Source organism: Ligilactobacillus apodemi DSM 16634 = JCM 16172 (genome assembly GCF_001434405.1).
Lineage (GTDB): Bacteria > Bacillota > Bacilli > Lactobacillales > Lactobacillaceae > Ligilactobacillus > Ligilactobacillus apodemi.
Genome location: NZ_AZFT01000001.1, coordinates 41,288 through 62,249, shown reverse-complemented (window position 1 = coordinate 62,249; position 20,962 = coordinate 41,288). Strand labels below are relative to the sequence as shown.

The window sequence follows — 20,962 nt, the reverse complement described above, 5'->3', positions numbered from 1 at the left end:
TTAAAAGAAAGCGGTTTTGTGGTAAATAAGTTATAATAAAGAAAAATATTAATATAGGAGATAAATAATGAAAGTACTCGGGATTTTAGGCTCTTTTAAAAGAGACGGGATCACAGGGCAAATGTTGGATCAAGTATTGGCCAATGTGGATCCGAAAATAGCACAAGAAACAATATTTTTAAACGATTATACGATCATGCCAAAGAGTGCCGACTTAGATGTTTTAGTTAGTAAGCTAAAAGAAGCCGATGTCTGGATCCTAGCGGCGCCTACGTATTGGGGTGGGATCTCTGGGATCATGAAAAATTTCTTAGACTGTTTACGTCAATTGACTTTGCGTTTCGATAAATACGGTGATCCGCATGCGCTTGGAACTTTTGCTAATAAGCACTATATTTTATTGACTAACTGCTACACTAAAACGTTAGAAAATGTGTTGACTGGGGCAACTGATGCGACTTTTCAAACCTTTGATAAGGTGATGACTGCGATGGGCGTGATCAAAGTCGGTGAAGCCGTGCAGACCAATACGTTTGGGCTTAAAGAATTAGCCTCCAAAAAGAAAGCCGAATTAAAAAGTTTAGGTCAAAAAGTGGCACAGATAAAACGAAAGGATGATCTAACAGTGAAACGTTATATTGAATTATTTTTTATTGTCGCGGTAATGGCATTTATCACGATGGTTTTGCAAACAGGGATCTTGAAACTCTTAGGCTTAAGTCTAGGTTTTTGGAGTAATTATATTTCGTTTGTCTTGATCTTTTTTATTTTATTAGCGACGGCACTACGGATCTTGACTTTAGCCAAACATAAACGCAAATAAATAGCCGAGTTATCGCGCACGTAACGAGATAACTCGGCTATCATTGGATTAGTCGACTTTAACGATCCAACCTTCAGGCGCTTCTTTGTCGCCAAATTGGATGCCAGTCAATTCATCGTAGAGTTTCTTAGTAACTGGTCCGACTTCTGTTTGAGAATAAAAGACGTGCAAGTCATCACCGATTTGGAACCCACCAATTGGGGTGATTACAGCAGCTGTCCCACAGGCCCCAGCTTCAACTAAGTGATCAAGATCATCTAAGTAAATATCAGTTTCTTTGGTTTCTAAGCCTAAGCGTTCCTTTGCTAAATAAAGCAAGGAATATTTAGTAACACTTGGTAAGATCGAAGGTGATTTTGGCGTAACAAATTCATTGTTGTTGGTGATTCCAAAGAAGTTAGCCGAACCAACTTCTTCGATCTTTTTATGTTCAAGCGGATCAAGGTAGATACAATCCGCAAAACCTTGTTCCTTTGCTTTAGCCCCAGGTAAGAGACTAGCAGCGTAGTTACCGCCGACTTTACTTTGCCCTGTTCCTTTATGAGCAGCCCGGTCATAGTTGGCTGCAAGGAAGTTCGTTGGTTTTAAGCCACCTTTAAAGTAGTTTCCAACTGGCATTGCAAAAACGGTAAAAATGTATTCGCTAGCGGGATGGACCCCAATGTTTGGACCGACCCCGATGATATTTGGACGTAAGTAAAGCGTGCCACCAGAGCCATAAGGAGGAACATATGCTTCATTGGCTTTAACGACTTGTTTTAAAGCATCAATGAACATATCAGTCGGGATCTCAGGCATTAATAAGCGTTGGCAGCTGCGTTGCATGCGGGCTGCATTTTGGTCTGGACGAAATAAATTAATGCTGCCGTCCTTACAGCGGTAAGCTTTAAGCCCTTCAAAAGCTGCTTGGCCATAGTGAAAGACTGGTGAGCCTTCGTTGATCGCGATCGTTGCATCTTCGGTCAAGCCGGCAGTATGCCATTGACCATCTTTGTAATGTGCACGATAACGGTAGGGTAGTTCCATATAGTCAAAACCGAGATTTTCCCAGTCAAGATCAACAAGTTTTGTCATAAAAATTCCTCCTCAGTACTTTAAAATCTGGCGTTTAAAATTTGCCTTACATGGATTATAGCACTCTTTAGGAGAATTATGAAAATAAAATTAAAATTCTTCGATAATTAGAGCTTTTATTTTAACTAGAAAAGCTCAAAATGTTAGTCTTGTTGTTTCTTTTTACGCCGCTTTTTAGCCAATAACTTTTCTAGCCGCGGAAGAAGCAACATCACGAGCACGCTGATCAATGAACTTACGGCAAAAAACAGCAGTAAAAATAGGAACAATAACAATATTTTTGCACTATGAGCTAGCACACAAGCAATCAAGATCCCGCCGATGATGAGCGTGATAAGTGTCAGAATAAGCGCATAAAGTGGCAATTTAACCTGATATTTTTGCATAAGATCCCTCATTTCTAAAAACATTATACACGATAGAAATTGTGCTATACTGTAAATTAGAGAAAATAGGGAAAGAAGGCAAGTGTTTTGATCGATCTCCAAGAGATTTTAGCTAAAATGAATCTCAACCAAAAGATCAATTACGATAAAGTAATGATGAAGATGGTCGATACTTGGCAAAAAGATCAAGTACGGCCCCAAATTTTATTGCATTCATGCTGTGCACCTTGTAGTACGACAACGCTTGAACGCATGACGGGATTTGCAGATGTAACGATTTATTTTGCAAATTCAAATATTCATCCGCGCGCTGAATATCAACGGCGCGAATATGTTCAACAAAAGTTTATTCATGATTTTAATGAAAAAACGGGCAATAATGTGCGTTTTATCGCTGCACCATATAAACCGCAAGAATACTTTCAAGCGGTCCGTGGGTTAGAAAAAGAGCCTGAAGGTGGCGATCGTTGTCGGGCATGTTTTGATTATCGGTTAGATATGGTAGCTAAAAAAGCAGTTGAATTAGGCTTTGATTATTTTGGCAGTGCGCTTACGATCAGTCCGCACAAAAATTCACAAACGATCAACTCAGTCGGGATCGAGATCCAACGCTTTTATGATGTCAATTACTTACCAAGTGATTTCAAAAAGGGCAATGGTTACCGGCGCTCGGTAGAAATGTGTAAGGAATATGATATTTATCGGCAATGTTACTGTGGGTGTATTTTTGCCGCAAAGCAACAAGGCGTTGATCTTTCACAAACACGTCGCGATGCCTTGGAATTTATGGAAGGAAAAGACGGCGCAGCTGAATTTCCTGGAATCGTCTTTCAAATCAATGGCAAAGAGGTTTAGCAGTTAGGGGGAAATACCGATGGATAAAAAGGTGATCGTAGGGGTAGTAGGAATTACGCTTCTTTTAGCTGGCTGTGGGACTAAACAAGCGCAAACAAAGACCGCCTCATCCACCAGTGAAGCTACGAGCTCAAAAACAACCAAGAGTTCTTCGAGTCGTTCAAAGGCTAAGAGTACTACTTTGGCAGTTTGGACGAGCGCACAGAATAAAGAGTTAGCCACTTTTATGAAACAGTGGCAACAAACGATGAAGCAAAGTTATGCGAGTTATGATGGGAAAAATGAGCTTAAAACCAGTACTGGTCTAAGCTATCCAACTGATTTAAAAACAGCAACAGTCAGTGGCTCAAGTGCCAAGCTAACTTGGTCACCAAAAGGGCAAGGAAAAGCGGGCTATAATGTCGTTGCCTTGTATAACTATGATAAGTCAAGTGGTGGTAGCATTACGTATGCCTTTGCGATTAAAGATGGTAAGCCAGTCGTTTTAGTCAATGAAACTACAAGTGCAACCAATACTTGGAGTGAAACGCAAAATAAGACTTTGCGTGCGGGCTTTACGGCGATTTTTAATGGTGAAAAAGCGAGCGTAGCAAGTTCAACTAGCTCATCTGCAGCAAGTTCGAGTTCAGCTGCAAGCTCAGCATCAAGTTCGGCAGATAGCGCTAGTTCTAGCTCCAGTTCTACAAATGGTCCCACAACTGATGGTCGTGACGGGTACTTTACAATTCCACAAGCACTCCAGGGAACATGGTATGCAATCAATCAAGGGCGCTTGACCAAATATACGATCAGCGACCATGAGATCGTCCGTGTCTCAGCTGAAGGTGAAACTACTACAATTGAACTGTATAATGCAGGTGATCGTCATTACCCACCTACGCAGGAAGAGTTGGAAAAAACACAAAATTGGGGAACCGCAGAACTAGCAAATGTAAATGGGATAGAATATCTTAATGTGCGTAGTTGGTATCAGATGGCCGGTGCAGGTAGTTACTATGGTGCTCACACGGAAAACATCAATGGAACTGATCAACCAGTTTTAGTGACCGGATTTGGTGCTGGTGCTTGGACTGATACTGTCTATTACCAAAGTGAGGAGTTGGCACGCCAACAAGCAAACGTAAAATATGATGATTTGATTTATTAATAAAAACAAAAACGCTAGGAGAGCTGATTTCCTAGCGTTTTTAGATGCAAAAAATGTTGTTTTCAACTTTTTTCTTGGGTGTTTGAAAATGGTTTATTTCTTTCAATGTTAACCAAATAACCCAGGAAATACAAAAAGACTACCGCCTAAAAGAGCAAGCCCATTTAGCGATAGTCGGTAATTATCGAATTTATTTAGTTATCAAGTTGTCAAAATCGAGTTCTGCATTAGCTGCACTTTTACGAATAAAATCGTAAAGGCGCTTGAAGATAGGGTCTGAAATAAGATAACTGATTTCTTCAGACTGCGAATCATCAAGCTGAACTGGCACATTTTTGATCATATGACCAGAAATCTGGATGTCTTTTTTAACGATCTCAGATTTATTAGGCATGTTGTTTGTGTCAAATGCAGGAACACGTCTAAATTTAACCATGGTATTCTAAACCCTCCTTGAAAAATTACTTATCATTTTACACATAGTAAATCACGAATGCAAGGAGATTTTCAGAAAATCAATGTTAAACAAATCTTAATAACTGTCAAAAATACAACGTTTTCAAGGGTTGGAAGCGGGTGTATCAAAGTTAATGAATGTTACCCACTAGTTTAATCTTTTAAGATATGCTAAGTTGAAAATTATGGAGTGATGCTAATCATTTCCAATAGCGGTCCCTACTTGGGCAGAAAGGTTACGCCAATAGAGAATATCGTTATTTTCGAGATCAGCCTCGAATGAATCAAACCCTTTGCGCGGATATACTTTGGCGACTGTTTCGCCTGTAGCACCGGTGATCGCTAGAACTTGACCTACTTTTTCCCAACCAGTCCCCCAATATGGACCTTCAAGTGCGGTATCGAGCATATCTTGTACGCCGTCTTTAGTCATATCATTGATGACGCTTGTACGGGTAGAGTTTTCATAGCCGTTTGCTTGAAGCCAAGCTAATTTTTCGGATACTTGAGCTAGATTATCTGGAATCAAATGAAACATGAAATCAGACCTCCTAAATATGATTTAGTTTCATTATAAGCAAGGATAGACAGATTTAATAGAGAAAGATTAATCTTTGGAGGTAATAACTATGAGTAACATTCAGACTACCCCCATGCCAGTTAAATTGGATTTAGTAAATGTGATCTGGTGCTATGAGCGCAAGACCGCAAGTGTTAAGATCTTACTCTTAAAGGATAATGGGTGGACGTTACCTAAAACAGAATTGTTAACTGAAGGTGATGCACCCAAGGCCATTATTCAATTAACTGAAAAACTAACAGGACAAAAAGTTGCACGGGAAAATGTTGAACAATTATATACTTTAACGCATCCAGAACGTCAAATTGATGGCGAAAGAACCATTACTTTGGCGTATATGACATACCTACCTGAATTTCCTGAGTTATCAAGAAAAGGAATGGACTTTTTTACCTTAGAATCAGCAGCCGAAGACTACTACTTCAAAAAAGATGATGAACGACTTACTTTGCCACGAACGACGAATGAGTCAAAATATCATCAATACGGCTTATCTGAACAAGCGTTATTCTTAGATGATGATTTGATCTTACAGCGAGCTTGTTTGCAAGTAAAAAAGAGTCTCCATTGTCGCCCTGAGATCCTAAAGATTTTAGGACCGGTTTTTACTTTACGTGAAGCGCGCAGTGTTTATGCGCCGTTTTTGATGTTGCATCTCAATCAAATCGATAATTCAAACTTTAAAAAGACACATCAAAAGCTATTTGAGGATGTGGGTCAAGCCATGCAAAAGTCACCCGGACGACCAGCACGGCTATACCGCTTAAGAGATAATTGATAAAGAAAAGCGTCTTTGCATTTTTGCAAAGACGCTTTTTGTGATTATTTTTGGAGTACTTGATAAATGGCGTCTGTTAAAGAACGACGCGTAAAGTAGCCATTTTGTAATAATTTAGCAAATTTTTTCGTATCAGCTTTCATCTGAGCATAATCTGCGGGGGATTGTTCAGCGATTTTTTGAATCGCTTCATCGATCGTCTCAACTACAAAACCCAGGTTATTTTTCAAAATCAACTCTTCATTTGAGATACCCTTAGGAACGATCACAGGAAGGCCAGCTGCCAAGTAAGTTCCTAATTTAAAAGCAATATATTTTGAAGTGTATTCAAACGTATAACCACCGTCATTCCAAACCAGACCAAAGCCCCCATTTTTAGAAAGTTGAGTTAGTAACTCTTGTGAGTTTTTCCAGCCTTCATGGATCAAGTTAGCCGGTTTAGGATCGGGAGCATCTTTAGCAAATAAATGAAGCGGTAAGTCGTAGTTCCAGTCATTAACAAAGGTGAATTTTTGGGGATCACCGGCAAAATTCAACACTTTTTGTGTAGGACTATCATATAAGGTTAAAGGATCAACTGGTTGATCCCACAGATGTTGTACGAGATATTTTTTGACCGTTAACCCATGCTCACATAAAAAGTCGTACATATTTTGTGAGGGTACGATCAAGAAATCTGCCCGGTTATAAAAAGCAATCGTTTCCTCTAAAAGGTAGCGATTCGTTTCAAACATTAAGGCACGAACATCGTGGATGATCGTGATAACTTTGACTTCGGGATACAATCTGATACGAGAAAGTAAAGCCTGGTCAAATTTAAGTGAATTCCAAGATGGAGATTGGAAAAATACGATATCGCCTGCTTCAAGCGCTGCAATGATCCCATCGAGCCGACCACTCAATTGCTCAGGCGTATCGGTAGAATCGCGATAACAGTAGATCCCCATTTCGTTAAAATCTAACTCTTTGCCGATTTGTGCGACCATGTTTTGGGCGATTCGGGCAGTCGAGTTTTTGGCCATACCATATATATTAGTAATGTGAATTTGCATTTTAATATCCCCCTAATAATTTAGCTTAATTATAAAACATTAATTATTAGTATGTCGAGCATGTGAATCGGCGGTCGGGGTATAGTTTAGGGCAACTTTCTTTAATAATCTAGCGAAAGTCTCGGCTTCTTCAGGGGTCAAGCTGGCTAAAACTTCATCACTTATTTGCGTTGAAAGTAATTGTAAGGTCGGTAAAATATCTTCACCTTTTTTAGTTAAATACAACTCGGAATTACGGTGATCATTTTTAGCCTTAGTCTTTTTGATCCAACCTTTAGCGACGAGCTTATTGATCTGACGTGTCACGACGCTTTGTTCACGGTGAAGCGAGTTGATGAAATAAGCCTGATTGAGCCCTGGTTTTTCGGCTAAAATTTCAAGATAAAAGAAATTTGCTTCACTTAACCCGAGTTTTTCAAAGTAAAAATTCAATTCGCGCCGTAGTTTATTATTTAAAATAGAAGCTACTTTGTCGATCCGAGGCATAGATTACGCATCCTTTCGTGGACTTTGGCGTAAGTAAAGAATGAAGAAAAACATCATCAAGCAAACTAATAAGACCGTGGTCCACATCGAAAGTCTCATCCCAGAAACAAAGCTTGCTGGTAGATCAGCTAAAACAACTAAAATCGTAATCGATGAAGCCCCAAACGATTGACGTAAGCTGTTGTTTAAGGCAGTTGCGTGGCTGACTTCATCTGGTTTGACATCAATAAAGGCTTCAGACATTGCAGGTGAAAAGACGAGTGCATTGCCGACCATCCGTAACATATAAGCCACGGTGATCAACCAGACTGGTGTTTGTTTGGAGATCATGACAAATGGAATGGCAGCAATCAACATCAAGATCCCACCAGAGATGATCAAATATTTTGGACCGTGTTTGTCGTAGAGACGTCCAACTAAAGCGGCACATAAAGCGTTAGCAATCGCACCAGGTAAGAGGATCATCCCAGAAACCATACTATTTAAATGTAAAACATTTTGTGTAAAGATTGGTAACATTTGTTCCGTCCCAATAAGCACCATAAAGGCACAGATCCCAACTAAAGTCATTAATCTAAAGGAACGGTTCTTAAAGAGTTGCACTTTAAGCATTGGTTGTTTGAGTTTTAATTGCCGTTTGACAAAAACAGTCAAGATTCCTAAACCAACAAGTAACATGACCCAACCAATCATTGGTGTTGTTTCAAAGAAGGTCAAACTGGCCAAGGTCAAAGTTGCCCCAACTAATGAAAGACTGACTGAGGTTAAGTCGATCTTGATATCTTTTGGTTGCGTGAAGTTAGGAAAGACGAAATAACCGATCAACCAAACGATGATCATCATTGGTAAAACAAAGATAAAGATATAACGCCAGCTAAAGGCATTGATGATCCAACCAGAAAGTGTTGGTCCGATCGCAGGTCCAAAGGCGATAACTAAACTAGACATTCCTAGGATCGTGCCCCGTTTTTGGAGAGGATAGATCGAGATCATCGTGGTCATTTGAAATGACATCAAGATCCCACCAGCACAAGCTTGGATCAAGCGAGCTAATAGCAAGATCCAAAAGTTTGTGGCAAAGCATCCGATCAAAGTCCCGACAATAAAGGTTGCGATCGTACTTAAAAAGATCGTTCGATTCTTGAATTTTTCATACATATTAGATGAAAGGGGCGTAATGATCCCGATCATCAAGGTATAACCGGTTGTGAGCCATTGAACGAGATTTAACGAAGTATTCATTTCATGCTCGATCACGGGTAAAGCCGTAACCATCATTGTTTGACTAGCTAAGCTGACAAAACATGAAAATAAAAGCAGAATAGTAACGATCGTCCGAATCTTAGGATCGATCGTTTTTGAAATGTTAGACATTGATATCATATCCTCCAACTAAATAATTGTATGCATTTGCATCTAATTTCATAATACATGCATTTACATGTAAATGCAATAGATTTTTTTCAATCTTATTGCGCAATCAAAAAGTTAATTATATATTATATGTAACGTTGATAAAAAGAGTCATATTTGTAGTTGCTTATGGTTTGAAAATTTAGAGGTGTATACATATGAAAGCAATTTTAACAGTTGTAGGCCAAGATAAAGTCGGGATCGTCGCTGAGGTCAGCCGCTTTTTAGCCGAAGAACAAATCAATATTTTAGATATCAGCCAAACGATCTTAGATGGTTACTTCACGATGATGATGGCGGTAATGGTACCTGAAAATAGTGACGTTAAGCAGATCGCTACTAAGTTAGCCGAGTTAGGTCAAGCATTAAAAGTTGATATTAACTTGAAAAATGAAGAAATCTATCGGGCAATGCATCAATTGTAGGAGGAAGTTAAATGGAGTTTGATAAAATTTTAGAAACGATCCATATGATTTCCGACCAGAATTTGGATGTCCGGACCGTTACCATGGGAATCTCACTGTTGGATTGTATTGATAGTGACAGTGATGTGGCTTGCCAAAAAATTTACGACAAGATCACGACCAAAGCAAAAAATCTTGTTAAAGTTGCTGAACAAATCGAAATGGAATATGGGATCCCGATTGTCAATAAGCGCGTTTCGGTGACCCCGATTTCCTTAGTCGCGGGAGCATCAAATGACCGTGACTATGTGAAATACGCTAAGACGCTTGATAAAGCAGCCCAAACATTAGGTATTGATTTTATCGGGGGCTTTTCTGCGCTAGTGCAAAAAGGGATGACTAAAGGCGATGAGATCTTGATCGCTTCATTGCCACAAGCCTTGACTCAAACAAACCTAGTGTGTGCCTCAGTTAATGTTGGTTCTAGTAAGAGTGGGATCAATATGGATGCAGTCAAGCAAATGGGTCAGGTGATCAAAGACGCTGCCGAGCTTGATTACATGAATAATGCCAAATTGGTCGTCTTTTGTAACGCCGTTGAAGATAATCCGTTTATGGCTGGAGGCTTTCATGGTGTCAGTGAACCTGATATCGTGATCAATGTAGGGGTCTCAGGTCCAGGCGTGGTTAAAACAGCCCTTGAAAAAGTTAAGGGTAAACCACTAGATGAAGTAGCTGAAACGATCAAGCAAACGGCCTTTAAGGTTACACGCATGGGACAATTAGTTGGTTCGATCGCTGCCAAACGCTTAGGTGTACCTTTTGGGATCGTGGATCTTTCCTTAGCCCCAACACCAGCTGTTGGTGATTCGGTAGCACAGATCTTAGAAGAGATCGGGTTAGACCAAGTTGGAACGCATGGGACCACGGCTGCTTTAGCGATGTTAAATGATGCGGTCAAAAAGGGTGGTATCATGGCATGTAGTCATGTTGGTGGCTTGTCAGGTGCATTTATTCCGGTGTCAGAAGATGCGGGAATGATCGATGCCGTCAATGCCGGAACGCTTAACTTAGCTAAGTTAGAAGCGATGACAGCGGTATGTTCCGTTGGTTTAGATATGATTGCTTTACCTGGTGATGTTCCCGCTGAAACCCTTGGAGCAATGATCGCTGATGAAGCTGCAATCGGGATGATCAACAATAAGACAACTGCTGTGCGTGTTATTCCAGTGCCTGGTAAAAAAGTTGGAGATACGGTTGAATTTGGTGGCTTATTAGGTCACGCACCGATCATGGACTATACGCATGTTTCGAGTGCAGCCATGATCCAACGAGGTGGTACGATCCCTGCGCCGATCCACAGTTTTAAAAATTAAAAGGTTTGCAGTAAAAACACCAAAATCGGTCACGGTTTTGGTGTTTTTACTGCATTTTAAAGGTCTGGATAACTAAAAATGACTGAATTCGCGTGAAATGTTTGGCTATTTTTGACGTTTTTTGACAATTTTTGATTGATTTTTTCAAAGGTAGATGATAATATAATTTAGGAGGTGTAATGAAAGTGCTTGCAGAAGAGAGGCAACAACTGATCATCCAGTTATTAAAAGAGAATAGTGTCGTAAAACTCCAAGAGATCTGTGAACAGACTGATTGTTCAGAATCATCGGCTAGACGTGATCTTCAATTATTGGAAGAACGTGGCTTGTTAGTTCGGGTACATGGTGGCGCCAAGGTCAAACACTCGTTGCAACGTGAACTTGATATGAGTGGTAAGGCTGCTAAAAATGTTACTGAAAAAGAAATAATCGCTAAAGCAGCAGCCGCTTTAGTCGCAAATGATGATGTGATCTATTTAGATGCGGGAACAACAACTTTAGCCATGATCCCGTATTTAAAGGGTAAAGAACAATTAACGGTCGTAACTAATGGTGTCTTGCATGCTTCACGGTTGGCCGATCAAAGGATCAAAACGATTTTGATCGGAGGCGAGTTGAAAGCAACGACTAAGGCGATCATTGGAGTCAAAGCGGTCAAAGAACTGCAAGAGTTGCGCTTTAACAAAGCCTTTTTAGGAACCAATGGCATTCATCAAAAGTATGGGTTTACGACCCCAGATCCAAATGAAGCTGCCATTAAAAAGGTGGCGTTGGAACAAAGCGAAGCAACTTATGTTTTAGCCGACCCTAGCAAATTTGACGCTGTTTCTTTTGTGAAGATCGCTCGTCTCGCTGAAGCCACGATCATTACCAGCAGTCTAAAAACGCAAGTAAGTACGCGTTACCGTCGACAAACGACAATTCAGGAGGAAGCAAAATGATTTATACTGTGACTGTTAATCCTTCGATCGACTATATCGTTCAATTAGAACAATTGAACTTAGGTGAAGTCAATCGGATGGACTATGATAATAAATTGCCAGGTGGTAAAGGGATCAATGTTTCCCGCATTTTAAAAGAACTTGGCTTAGATAATACTGCGTTAGGTTTTCTTGGTGGTTTTACCGGTGAATTTGTCAAACAAGAGCTTGAAAAGACAGGCTTAAAGACAAACTTTACTAAAATCAAAGATGATACGCGGATCAATGTAAAGATCAAAGCTCAAGTTGAAACTGAGATCAATGGGCGTGGACCTAAATTATCTCTCGCTGAAATCGAAAGTTTTACCGCACAATTTGAAAAATTAACGGCAGATGATGTCGTGATCTTTGCTGGTAGTTTAGTTCCGAGCTTAAGTGATGATTTCTACTTTGATTTGATCAAGATCATTCGCCAAAAAGGTGCTCAATTTGTGATCGATACTACAGGTGAAAGTTTGCTTAAGACTTTGCCAGAAAAACCATTAGTTGTGAAACCTAACAACCACGAATTAGCTGAATTGTTTGGTGTCGAATTAAATAGCATGGACGATATCGTTAAATATGGTAAGAAATTATTAGATATGGGTGCCCAACACGTGTTGATTTCAATGGCCGGTGATGGTGGTTTGATGATCACAAACGACAAAGCTTACCGTTCATATGCGCCTAAAGGTACGGTGGTAAACTCCGTTGGTGCTGGTGATTCCATGATTGGTGGCTTTACGGGGACTTTTGCCAAAACAAAAGATCCACTTGAAGCTTTCCGCTATGGTTTAGCTTGTGGTTCAGCCACAGCTTTCTCAGAAGATCTAGCTGATAAAGCTAAAATTGATGAGATCTTACCAATGATCGAAATTGAAGAATATAAATAAGAAAAAGGATAGAATAGAAAAGGAAGTGTAATCATGGATATTCGCGATTTATTGATGACTGACATCATGATCATGGATCTTGATGCAACTACTAAAAATGAAGTTATCAATGAAATGGTACACAACTTCTACGAACATGGCATCATTGACGACGAAGACATGTACCGCAAAGATATTTTAAAACGTGAAGCAGAAGGCTCAACTGGGATGGGTGATGGGATCGCGATCCCTCACGCACATGATGCTGCGGTCAAGAAACCAGCTGTAATGTTTGCGCGCAGTGTTGATGGGGTTGACTATAACTCAATGGACGGCCAACCAGCGCACTTATTCTTTATGATCGCTGCGCCAGAAGGTGGGGATAACACCCACTTACAAGCTTTAGCTGCTCTTTCCCAAGTGTTGATGAATCCAGATGTAGTGAAAGCTTTGAAGGCTGCCGATACACCTGAAAAAGTGCAAGACATCTTTGCTCAAGCCGTGGCTAAAAAAGCAGCTGAAAACAAGGCACAAGAAGAAAAAGAAAAGGCACAAGCAAACCAACCAATTGACGAATCTCGTCCTTACATCGTTGCAGTTACAGCTTGTCCTAATGGGATCGCTCACACTTACATGGCGGAAGAAAACTTGAAAAAACAAGCCGAAAAGATGGGCGTTGATATCAAAGTTGAAACAAACGGTTCTGAAGGTATCAAGCACCGTTTAACACCAGAAGAAATCAAACGTGCTAAAGGTGTTATTGTGGCTGCCGATAAAAAGGTCGAAATGGCACGTTTTGATGGTAAAAACTTGGTCAATAAACCAGTTACAAATGCGATCAAAGACCCAGAAGCTTTGATCGATGAAGTTTTAGATGGTAAGGCTCCAGTTTACCATGCAAGTGCAAGCGATTCTGCCGACGAAGGTCAAGAATCAAGTGGCTCTGTTTGGGGCGACATCTATAAGCAATTAATGAACGGGATCTCCCACATGTTACCATTCGTTATCGGTGGTGGGATCTTAATGGCCCTTTCCTTCTTAGTGGAACAATATATGGGCGGTTCTAATTCACAAGCATTTATTTTCTTAAATAATGCTGGTAATATGGCATTTGCCTTCATGGTTCCTGTGTTAGCTGCTTACATTGCCGAAGCTATCGGTGATCGTCCAGCCTTGATGCCTGGTTTTGTTGGTGGTTTCATGGCAACAGTGTATAGCGGTTCATTTGGGGGCGCTTATACAGCTAACGTAATGTCTGATGCTAAATCCGCTGCTGGTTTCTTAGGTGGGATGGCAGCTGGTTTCATCGCTGGTTACTTGATGGTCGGCTTAAAGAAACTTTGCGCTCACTTACCTAAGAGTGTCGAAGGGATGAAGCCAATGTTGATCTACCCAATTTTAGGGCTCCTGTTCATCGCTTTGATCATGTACTACATCATCAACCCGATTTTCTCCACGATCAACATTTGGATCACAAACTTCTTGAACCACTTGGGTACAGGTAACTTAGTGGTTTTGACCCTTGTGTTGGCCGGAATGATGGCAGTCGATATGGGTGGCCCATTCAACAAGGCGGCTTATGTCTTTGCTTCAGGTGCATTTGCGAACGATCCTAAGTCTGTTGTCGCTGCAACCTTGATGGCAGCTGTTATGGTCGGCGGGATGATCCCACCATTTGCAACAGCGATCGCTACCGCATTCTTCCCTAACAAGTTCCCAGAACAAGAACGTCGTGCTGGTGTTTCTAACTGGGTCTTAGGGTTCTCATTTATCACAGAAGGTGCAATTCCATTTGCAACAGCTGATCCTGGTCGTGTGATCCCATCATGTGTGATCGGTTCTGCGATCGGTGGTGCTTTAGTTGGGCTTTGGCACGTATCTGTTCCAGCGCCACACGGTGGTTTCTGGGTAACACCTTTAGCAACTAACCCATTTGGTTACATTGCAGCCGTTGTGATCGGTTCGATCATCGCTGGTGTGATCTTAGGATTCTGGAAAAAAGAATACAAAGGTGAATAATTAAATATAAATAATAAAGCAGCCTCTCCAGTGTGGGGAGGCTGCTTTTTTGTGGGAAAATTGCGAATATAACCAGGGAAATTATATTGTAGCAGAGATATTTTATGAAGTTTGGTAATAAAAAGAAGTTAAAATGTAACATAGTATATAGCTTTTTTATAGTATAATTTGATTCAAAGCGCAATTAATATAATTAAATAGACCTTAAATTTATTAGGTCAAAATTACTATTTCAAAATTTCTTTAACAGGAAGAAGGCTAGAAATTGAAAGAGAAAAGTGAGAGCTTTGGAATAAAGCTGTATTTGATTGGAGTAAGTTATTTTTTTATGATGCTTACTCTTTTGAATAGCTTTTATTGGCAAAAAGAGCCTGCGATATTATCAAGTGAGACAGCGAACTTAAAATTAGCACTTGCAAACATTATTCATGGAGCCACCTTAACTGGAATAAATGTATTATTACTCTTATTTGGCTACCTATTAGCTCGGCATAAAAAACTTGGTGGCGCCCAACTTTGGAGCTATTTATTTATTTTTGGATGGGTAATAGTATTAAGTTTATATTTTATCAAAGATTCAATTGAAATAAGTGTATTATACAATGCATTTTTCCCCATGTTGCGTAATGCCTACCCTTTAATAACGGGGATTATTTTTGGGTGGTTGACAGTTGAACCCTTTCAAAAATTATTTGAACGTTCAAAAATAAGTTATTATGCATTTATTGTGATTGCAATTGTTGTACCAAGTATTTTTGATAAAGATATTTTTTATTATGATAGTGGAGCAACGATTAGTTATGCATGGGTTCTTTTTATTTTAGGAGCTACACTAACGACTAATGTTACTAAAAAAAGAGCATGGTGTGAATTTACTATTTTAGGAATACTTGCTATTCTTGCTCTAGGTTTAATGCCTTCGATTTCACAGGCAAGTCATGGAAGTTTAACAACTGCTTATCGTTTAACTAGTGCTGCAAATGCTGTGATTATTTTACCTAGTTTGGCTTTAGTTAGACTATTGGTCAGCAATCCTAAATTAGCGAAGATGAAGATAAAAACACAATTTTTGTTGAGCTTTTTAGGTGTGGTCATGGTCGCATCTTTTCCAACTATTAGTGAAGCATTAAATGAGTTGAATGATAAGTCGGCATGGGGGACGCGTTATCTAGAAGCGTTTCAAGCGGTTAGTTTACCAGGGATTATATTTTTTGTTACATACCTATTGTATCTATTACCTGTATTTAAGCATGCTAAAGCTTTAGATGTTAAATTTATCCCAAGGAAACTATTAAAAATTCATCCTAAGCAGCTAGTTTTATCCTTAAAGAAATGGGGAACTAACCATAAAGTTGCATTATTGGTAGGGGGAACTTTACTATTTTTATCATATTTATCATTTGTGGCTACAAATGTTGATTGGCGTGTTGCCAATACGATTGAAGGTAATAAGTCATATAACGCTTTTATTTATTGCATCTTACAACGTCCACAGCTAATAGTAGTAAATGCATTGTTACTTGCTTGCTTATATTGGATTTTACGAGCTTTAACAAATAATTTTTGGTTTTCATTTTTGACGAGTGATTTTTTGATTTTAATTTGGGTGATTGCAACGCATTTAAAAATTGCTAGTCGAAACGAACCAATTTTACCTTCTGAAGTTGTTATGGTTGGTGCGTATACTAATTTATTAAGCATGGTTCCTCATTGGATCTTGATAGTCGCAGTTATTGTGTTAGTTGTGTTGGTTGGCTTGATTATCTGGTTGAATTTAAAAAAGCCGATTGCCAAGTTGTCTTGGAAGAGACGTTTATTTTACTTAGTAATCCCTTGTGTAGTAGTTGGAAGTAGCTTTTATTGGAATCACGACGCTTTTCCTTTGAAAAAACCAATGCAAACTTTGGGAAATGATCCAGCATTTTACAATCAATTATACGCAGCTCAACTTAATGGTCCAACATTACAATTTATGAATAATTTGGATGTAGTTATTATGAAAGAACCGTCTAACTACTCCAAAGCAAAAGTTGAAGAAATTGTTGCAAAATATACGGCATTAGCTAAGGAAATCAATCAAACACGCACTAATAATTTAAGTGAACAAACGATTATTTTTAATTTAAGCGAAAGTTTTAGTGACCCGAACCATGTAACTGGAACCAAGCTTAAATCTGACCCGATTCCGTATATCAACAGCTTAATGAAAAAGACTACTTCAGGCTATATGATCAGCCCAGGATATGGTGGTGGGACAGCTAATATTGAATATATGACTTTAACTGGCTTTAGTTTAGGAAACTTCTCGCCAACGCTAAGTATTCCGTACACGCAACTTGTTTCAAGTTCAACTTACTCACCTTCGATTGCTAATTATTTTCCAAGTTCAGTTGCGATTCATCCGTATGTTGGCACTTTCTATAGTAGAACAGAAGTATATAAGAAGTTTGGTTTTGATGATTTCATTTATGATGGCAGTAAAACACCGCTTAAACATAAAGAGAAGATTCAAAACAGTCCTTATTATTCCGATCGTACGGCTTATGCTAATACGTTAGATATGATCAACAGTAATAAAAAATCTGGTCAATTTATTAATTTAGTTACGATGCAAAATCATATGCCTTATGATCAAGATACGTATGCAAGTAATGCTAAAATCAGCGTCAAAAAGGCAGTTGGTTTAGATGATTATGTGGCTAAAATGATCAATAACTTTACGATTGGAATTAATTATACTGATAAGTACGTAGCCGAATTTATCGCTAAGATCGATAAGATAAATAAGCCAATTACGATTGTCTTTTATGGAGATCACCTTCCGGGAATTTATTCTAATGATATGAATAAGGATTCACTGAACTTGCATGAAACTGATTATTTTATTTATTCTAATAAGTATGCTCGTAAACATGGTGCTACGAATAAATTGACCAATTCAAGTTACGTTTCACCAAGTGAATTTCCCGCAATGGTAGCTGAACAAACAAATTCTAAAGTTTCACCATACTATGCTTTATTGACCAAGATATATCAAACTACGCCAGCTGAATTTTTAGGTGGAGAGTCTTCAAGTAGCACTGAACGTAAAGTTGACTATGTTAACAGTGAAGGAAAACTGATTTCTTCCAAACAGTTGACTAAAGAACAAAAAGAGGTTTTAGAAGATTTGAAAATCATTCAATACGATATTACCGCTGGAAAGCATTATGTAAAGAATACTAATTTCATGAAAATGTTACAGTAAAAGATAGAAAGACCATCTGGCTTATATGACGAGTCAGATGGTCTTTTTTAGGTCTATTTTCTATTTTTTGTTTTTTACAAAGAAGATTACGCTCAATAAAATCAAGAAGATCGCCCCGACCGAAACGGAAACACGAGTATCAGGATTGATAAACATAAAGATCGTGATCACGATCAACGAGATGATCGCAAAGTAGTTTGAGAAAGGATAGAGCGGCATTGTAAACGGATGTCCTTGTAATTCATGTTTATTTTGACGACGGAAGCGTAATTCCGAGATCAAGATCACAAACCATGGCACCATTCCTGGTAAAACACTAGAGCTATAAACTACCACGAAAAGATTAGCTGTACTCTTGCTAAAGGCAGTTAAAAGTGTGTTTAAGATAAAACCAAGTAAGATCCCACCAGAAATCGTTAAGATCGCAACGTTAGGAACAACGTGTTTTGAAAGCTTGCTAAAGATCGTAGGAGCTTCATGGTCGATCGAAAGCTTAAAGAGCATCCGACTGGAACTATAGATCCCTGAGTTAGCCCCTGACATGGCAGCTGTTAAGACAACAAAGTTAATGATTCCAGCAGCACCAGTAATACCGACTTTGGAGAATGTTTCAACGAATGGAGAACCAAGTGAAGCAAGTTGATTCCAAGGGTAAATTGTGACGATTACAAAAATTGCTCCAATATAGAAGATCAAGATCCGCCATACGATCGATTTAACGGCTGCTACGATTGCATGTTTTGGGTTCGCCGCTTCCCCAGCTGTGATCCCTAACAATTCGATCCCTTGATAAGAACCGACGATGATCGATAAGGAGAACATAAAGCCTTTAAAACCACCAGGGAAAAAGCCACCGTGAGACCAGAGATTAGATAAGCCAAGTGGTTGCCAGTTATTACCAAAACCAAGGAAGATAACCATTAAACCGACAATGATCATTAAGATGATCGTGACAACTTTGATCAAAGCAAAGTAAAATTCTAAAGTCCCGTAAGCTTTAGCCGAGGCCAAGTTAGCTAAGGTCAAGGTGATCACGACAACTAGGCCAGAGACCCAATCAGGGAGATTAGGCCACCAGTAATTTAAATACTGCGTCACGGCAATAACTTCACTGATCCCAACTACAATATATTGGAAAATGTTGCTCCATTTTGTAAGGTAACCAGCAAGAGGGTGGATATAATCGGTCGCATAGTCAGCAAAAGATCCAGTCCCAGGTTTGATGTAAATCATTTCCCCCAAGGCGCGCATGACAGTGTATAAAACAATTCCGACAAAGGCGTAGGCGAGTAAAACGGAAGGCCCAGTCCATTTGATGGTGGAAGTTGACCCCATAAAAAGTCCGACCCCGATCGTGCCCCCGAGGGCGATCATTTCCATTTGACCTGATGTGAGCGAGCGGTTTAAATGATTTTTCGGCTGCTCTTGCTTATCCTTGCTCATAAAAAATTCTCCTTTTCCTGTCTAATGCAAAAAAGCTAACTGCCAGAGATATCTTGATAACTTAATGTTAAGTGATATTGTACTGGTCAGTTAGCTTTATTAATTGACATTTGTTATTGTTCTCAAATAGCCCCAACCAGCTTAAATAGTAGTGGTTGAGGTGGTGGTTGTAGTAGCTTCAATAGAAATGATAATAGCTGTTTTCATTGTGACAACCTCCGTGAGAATTTATAAAGTTAGAATACCATTAAATCTTTTATTGTGCAAGGTCAAATAATATTTTAAGCCAAAAGAAAGTAAGTAAAATAAAAAAATAGTAGTTTCTATGAATGAGAAATTAAGCTTAATTTGTTTATTTTTTAATAAAAATTTTAAAGATTGCAATAAGTGCTTAAATAGGTTATATATAATTTAGCGTGTAATGGTTTCACGTGAAACTATTACGGTCAAAAATATAATGGAGTGGGTAGTGTGAAAAAAAGAATCGAGTGGATCGATCTAGTTCGAGCTGTGGGGATGTTCATGATTGTTATGGGACATACCTTAGAAGCATATACATATAGTTGGATTGCGAGATTGATCTTTGCAGTACATGTCCCAGTATTTTTTATTTTATCAGGGTATTTATTTAGAGAAAAATCAATGGGACAAGTAATCAAAAACGGAGCACGAAACTTATTACTGCCATATTTAGCAACAGTTGTTCTTTTAATGCTAGGGACACGCTTAGCAGTTTTTTTCCCAAATATAATAAACAATGTTAATTTACATGATTTAGCAATCAGTGCCTTATACGGCAGTGGGACAACAATTTCGTTTTTTTTGAATAAAGCAATTACAATTAATGCTATTGGGGCTATTTGGTTCTTACTAGCAATGTTTTTAGGAAATATTATTTTTAATGCATTAATGAGCTATACCAAGCAACATCTAGCTATTCGTTATGTTGGAATAATATTATTGACAGTGTTAGGCTTTGCTTTAAGTGCTGAAGGTATCATTTTACCATGGTCTTTGAATGCTGCCTTGGCTAGTCAAGCTTTTTATTTAGCAGGGTATGAAATAAAATATTTTGCCATGGTTGAAAAGAGAGGCTGGTTTTATTTTATTTTAGGGCTTTTACTTTGGGGAATATCAGCTCAGAGTGGGTTCTTCTATCTAAACATTGCGTATGCAAATGTTCCGTTACTTGCCGTTTTAGGCGGTATCGGTGGTAGTTTTGTGCTGATGTTTTTAGCAGCTGAGATTACAAAATTTGCGTTTAATTTCAAATATGTTGAATACTTTGGTCAAATGTCTTTGATTGTTTTATGTATCCATTTATTAGATCTTAGTGGTTTAAGCCTTGCTGGAAAAGTTTATGGAAGTGTTTTACAGAGCACAGGTAACGTAATGCTTGCAGTTAGTTTGGAAATATTGTATCGTCTAGTGGTTACTGTGATAGGGATAATTGTGATTCCTAAAATTCCATATCTCAGATCTTTTTATCTTAATCGAAAGTATCCATTTTTTAGACAAGCATAATAATTATTCTATCGTTTTTATTTTGTGAAAAATGCAAATAAAAACGATATTTTTTATTTTAGTAAATT

General features: G+C 38.8%; 19 protein-coding genes. 11 read left to right on the top strand and 8 right to left on the bottom strand.

The genetic code is table 11. The features are described 5' to 3' along the window. Positions 1-67: 67 nt before the first annotated feature. On the top strand, positions 68-823 hold the full coding sequence (locus tag FC32_RS00290; protein ID WP_025087200.1) for a flavodoxin family protein: 756 nt from the start codon (positions 68-70) through the stop codon (positions 821-823). Between the two features lie 48 nt (positions 824-871). Here FC32_RS00290 and FC32_RS00285 read toward each other — a convergent pair whose 3' ends face one another. Continuing rightward, positions 872-1,897: a branched-chain amino acid aminotransferase gene (locus FC32_RS00285; RefSeq protein ID WP_025087199.1), complete on the bottom strand. Its 1,026-nt coding sequence runs from the start codon at positions 1,895-1,897 to the stop codon at positions 872-874. A 143-nt stretch (positions 1,898-2,040) separates the two neighbouring features. Then, complete coding sequence (locus FC32_RS00280; RefSeq protein WP_025087198.1) at positions 2,041-2,283, bottom strand: hypothetical protein; 243 nt, start codon at positions 2,281-2,283, stop codon at positions 2,041-2,043. Between the two features lie 87 nt (positions 2,284-2,370). Here FC32_RS00280 and FC32_RS00275 point away from each other — a divergent pair, with 87 nt between their 5' ends. Further along, the gene (locus FC32_RS00275; RefSeq protein WP_025087197.1) at positions 2,371-3,138 is read left to right on the top strand and encodes an epoxyqueuosine reductase QueH; all 768 of its coding nucleotides are present in this window, start codon (positions 2,371-2,373) and stop codon (positions 3,136-3,138) included. 19 nt (positions 3,139-3,157) lie between these two features. Beyond that, positions 3,158-4,285 (top strand): DUF4767 domain-containing protein, encoded by a 1,128-nt coding sequence (locus FC32_RS00270; RefSeq protein ID WP_025087196.1) that lies wholly within the window; start codon positions 3,158-3,160, stop codon positions 4,283-4,285. Between the two features lie 190 nt (positions 4,286-4,475). On the opposite strand, the gene FC32_RS00265 is transcribed toward FC32_RS00270, so the two are convergent. Both FC32_RS00265 and FC32_RS00260 read right to left on the bottom strand, forming a co-directional pair. Further along, the gene (locus tag FC32_RS00265) at positions 4,476-4,721 is read right to left on the bottom strand and encodes a hypothetical protein (RefSeq protein WP_025087195.1); all 246 of its coding nucleotides are present in this window, start codon (positions 4,719-4,721) and stop codon (positions 4,476-4,478) included. A 216-nt stretch (positions 4,722-4,937) separates the two neighbouring features. Further along, complete coding sequence (locus FC32_RS00260) at positions 4,938-5,279, bottom strand: hypothetical protein (RefSeq protein ID WP_025087194.1); 342 nt, start codon at positions 5,277-5,279, stop codon at positions 4,938-4,940. A gap of 91 nt (positions 5,280-5,370) precedes the next feature. Here FC32_RS00260 and FC32_RS00255 point away from each other — a divergent pair, with 91 nt between their 5' ends. Then, positions 5,371-6,099, top strand: a complete 729-nt coding sequence (locus tag FC32_RS00255; RefSeq protein WP_025087193.1) for an NrtR DNA-binding winged helix domain-containing protein — start codon at positions 5,371-5,373, stop codon at positions 6,097-6,099. Positions 6,100-6,143: 44 nt separating this feature from the next. On the opposite strand, the gene FC32_RS00250 is transcribed toward FC32_RS00255, so the two are convergent. The 3 genes from FC32_RS00250 to FC32_RS00240 are packed head-to-tail and all read right to left on the bottom strand — an operon-like array spanning position 6,144 to position 9,011. Next, complete coding sequence (locus tag FC32_RS00250) at positions 6,144-7,151, bottom strand: sugar transferase (protein WP_025087192.1); 1,008 nt, start codon at positions 7,149-7,151, stop codon at positions 6,144-6,146. A gap of 39 nt (positions 7,152-7,190) precedes the next feature. Then, entirely contained in the window at positions 7,191-7,637 is a 447-nt protein-coding gene (locus tag FC32_RS00245; protein WP_025087191.1) for a MarR family winged helix-turn-helix transcriptional regulator, read from the bottom strand. 3 nt (positions 7,638-7,640) lie between these two features. Next, positions 7,641-9,011 (bottom strand): MFS transporter, encoded by a 1,371-nt coding sequence (locus tag FC32_RS00240; protein ID WP_025087190.1) that lies wholly within the window; start codon positions 9,009-9,011, stop codon positions 7,641-7,643. A gap of 197 nt (positions 9,012-9,208) precedes the next feature. Between FC32_RS00240 and FC32_RS00235 the strand changes: the two genes are divergently transcribed. The 6 genes from FC32_RS00235 (at position 9,209) to FC32_RS00210 (ending at position 17,927) form a co-directional block, all read left to right on the top strand. Then, a complete protein-coding gene (locus FC32_RS00235; protein ID WP_025087189.1) occupies positions 9,209-9,475 on the top strand; it encodes an ACT domain-containing protein in 267 nt (88 codons plus the stop codon). A gap of 11 nt (positions 9,476-9,486) precedes the next feature. Continuing rightward, complete coding sequence (locus FC32_RS00230) at positions 9,487-10,830, top strand: PFL family protein (protein ID WP_025087188.1); 1,344 nt, start codon at positions 9,487-9,489, stop codon at positions 10,828-10,830. Between the two features lie 185 nt (positions 10,831-11,015). Beyond that, complete coding sequence (locus FC32_RS00225; protein WP_025087187.1) at positions 11,016-11,771, top strand: DeoR/GlpR family DNA-binding transcription regulator; 756 nt, start codon at positions 11,016-11,018, stop codon at positions 11,769-11,771. Beyond that, a complete protein-coding gene (gene pfkB, locus FC32_RS00220; RefSeq protein WP_025087186.1) occupies positions 11,768-12,682 on the top strand; it encodes a 1-phosphofructokinase in 915 nt (304 codons plus the stop codon). Before FC32_RS00225 ends, pfkB begins: the two co-directional genes overlap by 4 nt. Before the next feature lie 33 nt (positions 12,683-12,715). After that, on the top strand, positions 12,716-14,680 hold the full coding sequence (locus FC32_RS00215) for a PTS fructose transporter subunit IIABC (RefSeq protein ID WP_025087185.1): 1,965 nt from the start codon (positions 12,716-12,718) through the stop codon (positions 14,678-14,680). Between the two features lie 664 nt (positions 14,681-15,344). Continuing rightward, positions 15,345-17,927 (top strand): LTA synthase family protein, encoded by a 2,583-nt coding sequence (locus FC32_RS00210; RefSeq protein ID WP_235722507.1) that lies wholly within the window; start codon positions 15,345-15,347, stop codon positions 17,925-17,927. Between the two features lie 60 nt (positions 17,928-17,987). On the opposite strand, the gene FC32_RS00205 is transcribed toward FC32_RS00210, so the two are convergent. Then, entirely contained in the window at positions 17,988-19,370 is a 1,383-nt protein-coding gene (locus FC32_RS00205) for an amino acid permease (protein ID WP_035459795.1), read from the bottom strand. 471 nt (positions 19,371-19,841) lie between these two features. Here FC32_RS00205 and FC32_RS00200 point away from each other — a divergent pair, with 471 nt between their 5' ends. Beyond that, the gene (locus tag FC32_RS00200; protein ID WP_056957175.1) at positions 19,842-20,894 is read left to right on the top strand and encodes an acyltransferase family protein; all 1,053 of its coding nucleotides are present in this window, start codon (positions 19,842-19,844) and stop codon (positions 20,892-20,894) included. Positions 20,895-20,962: the final 68 nt, after the last annotated feature.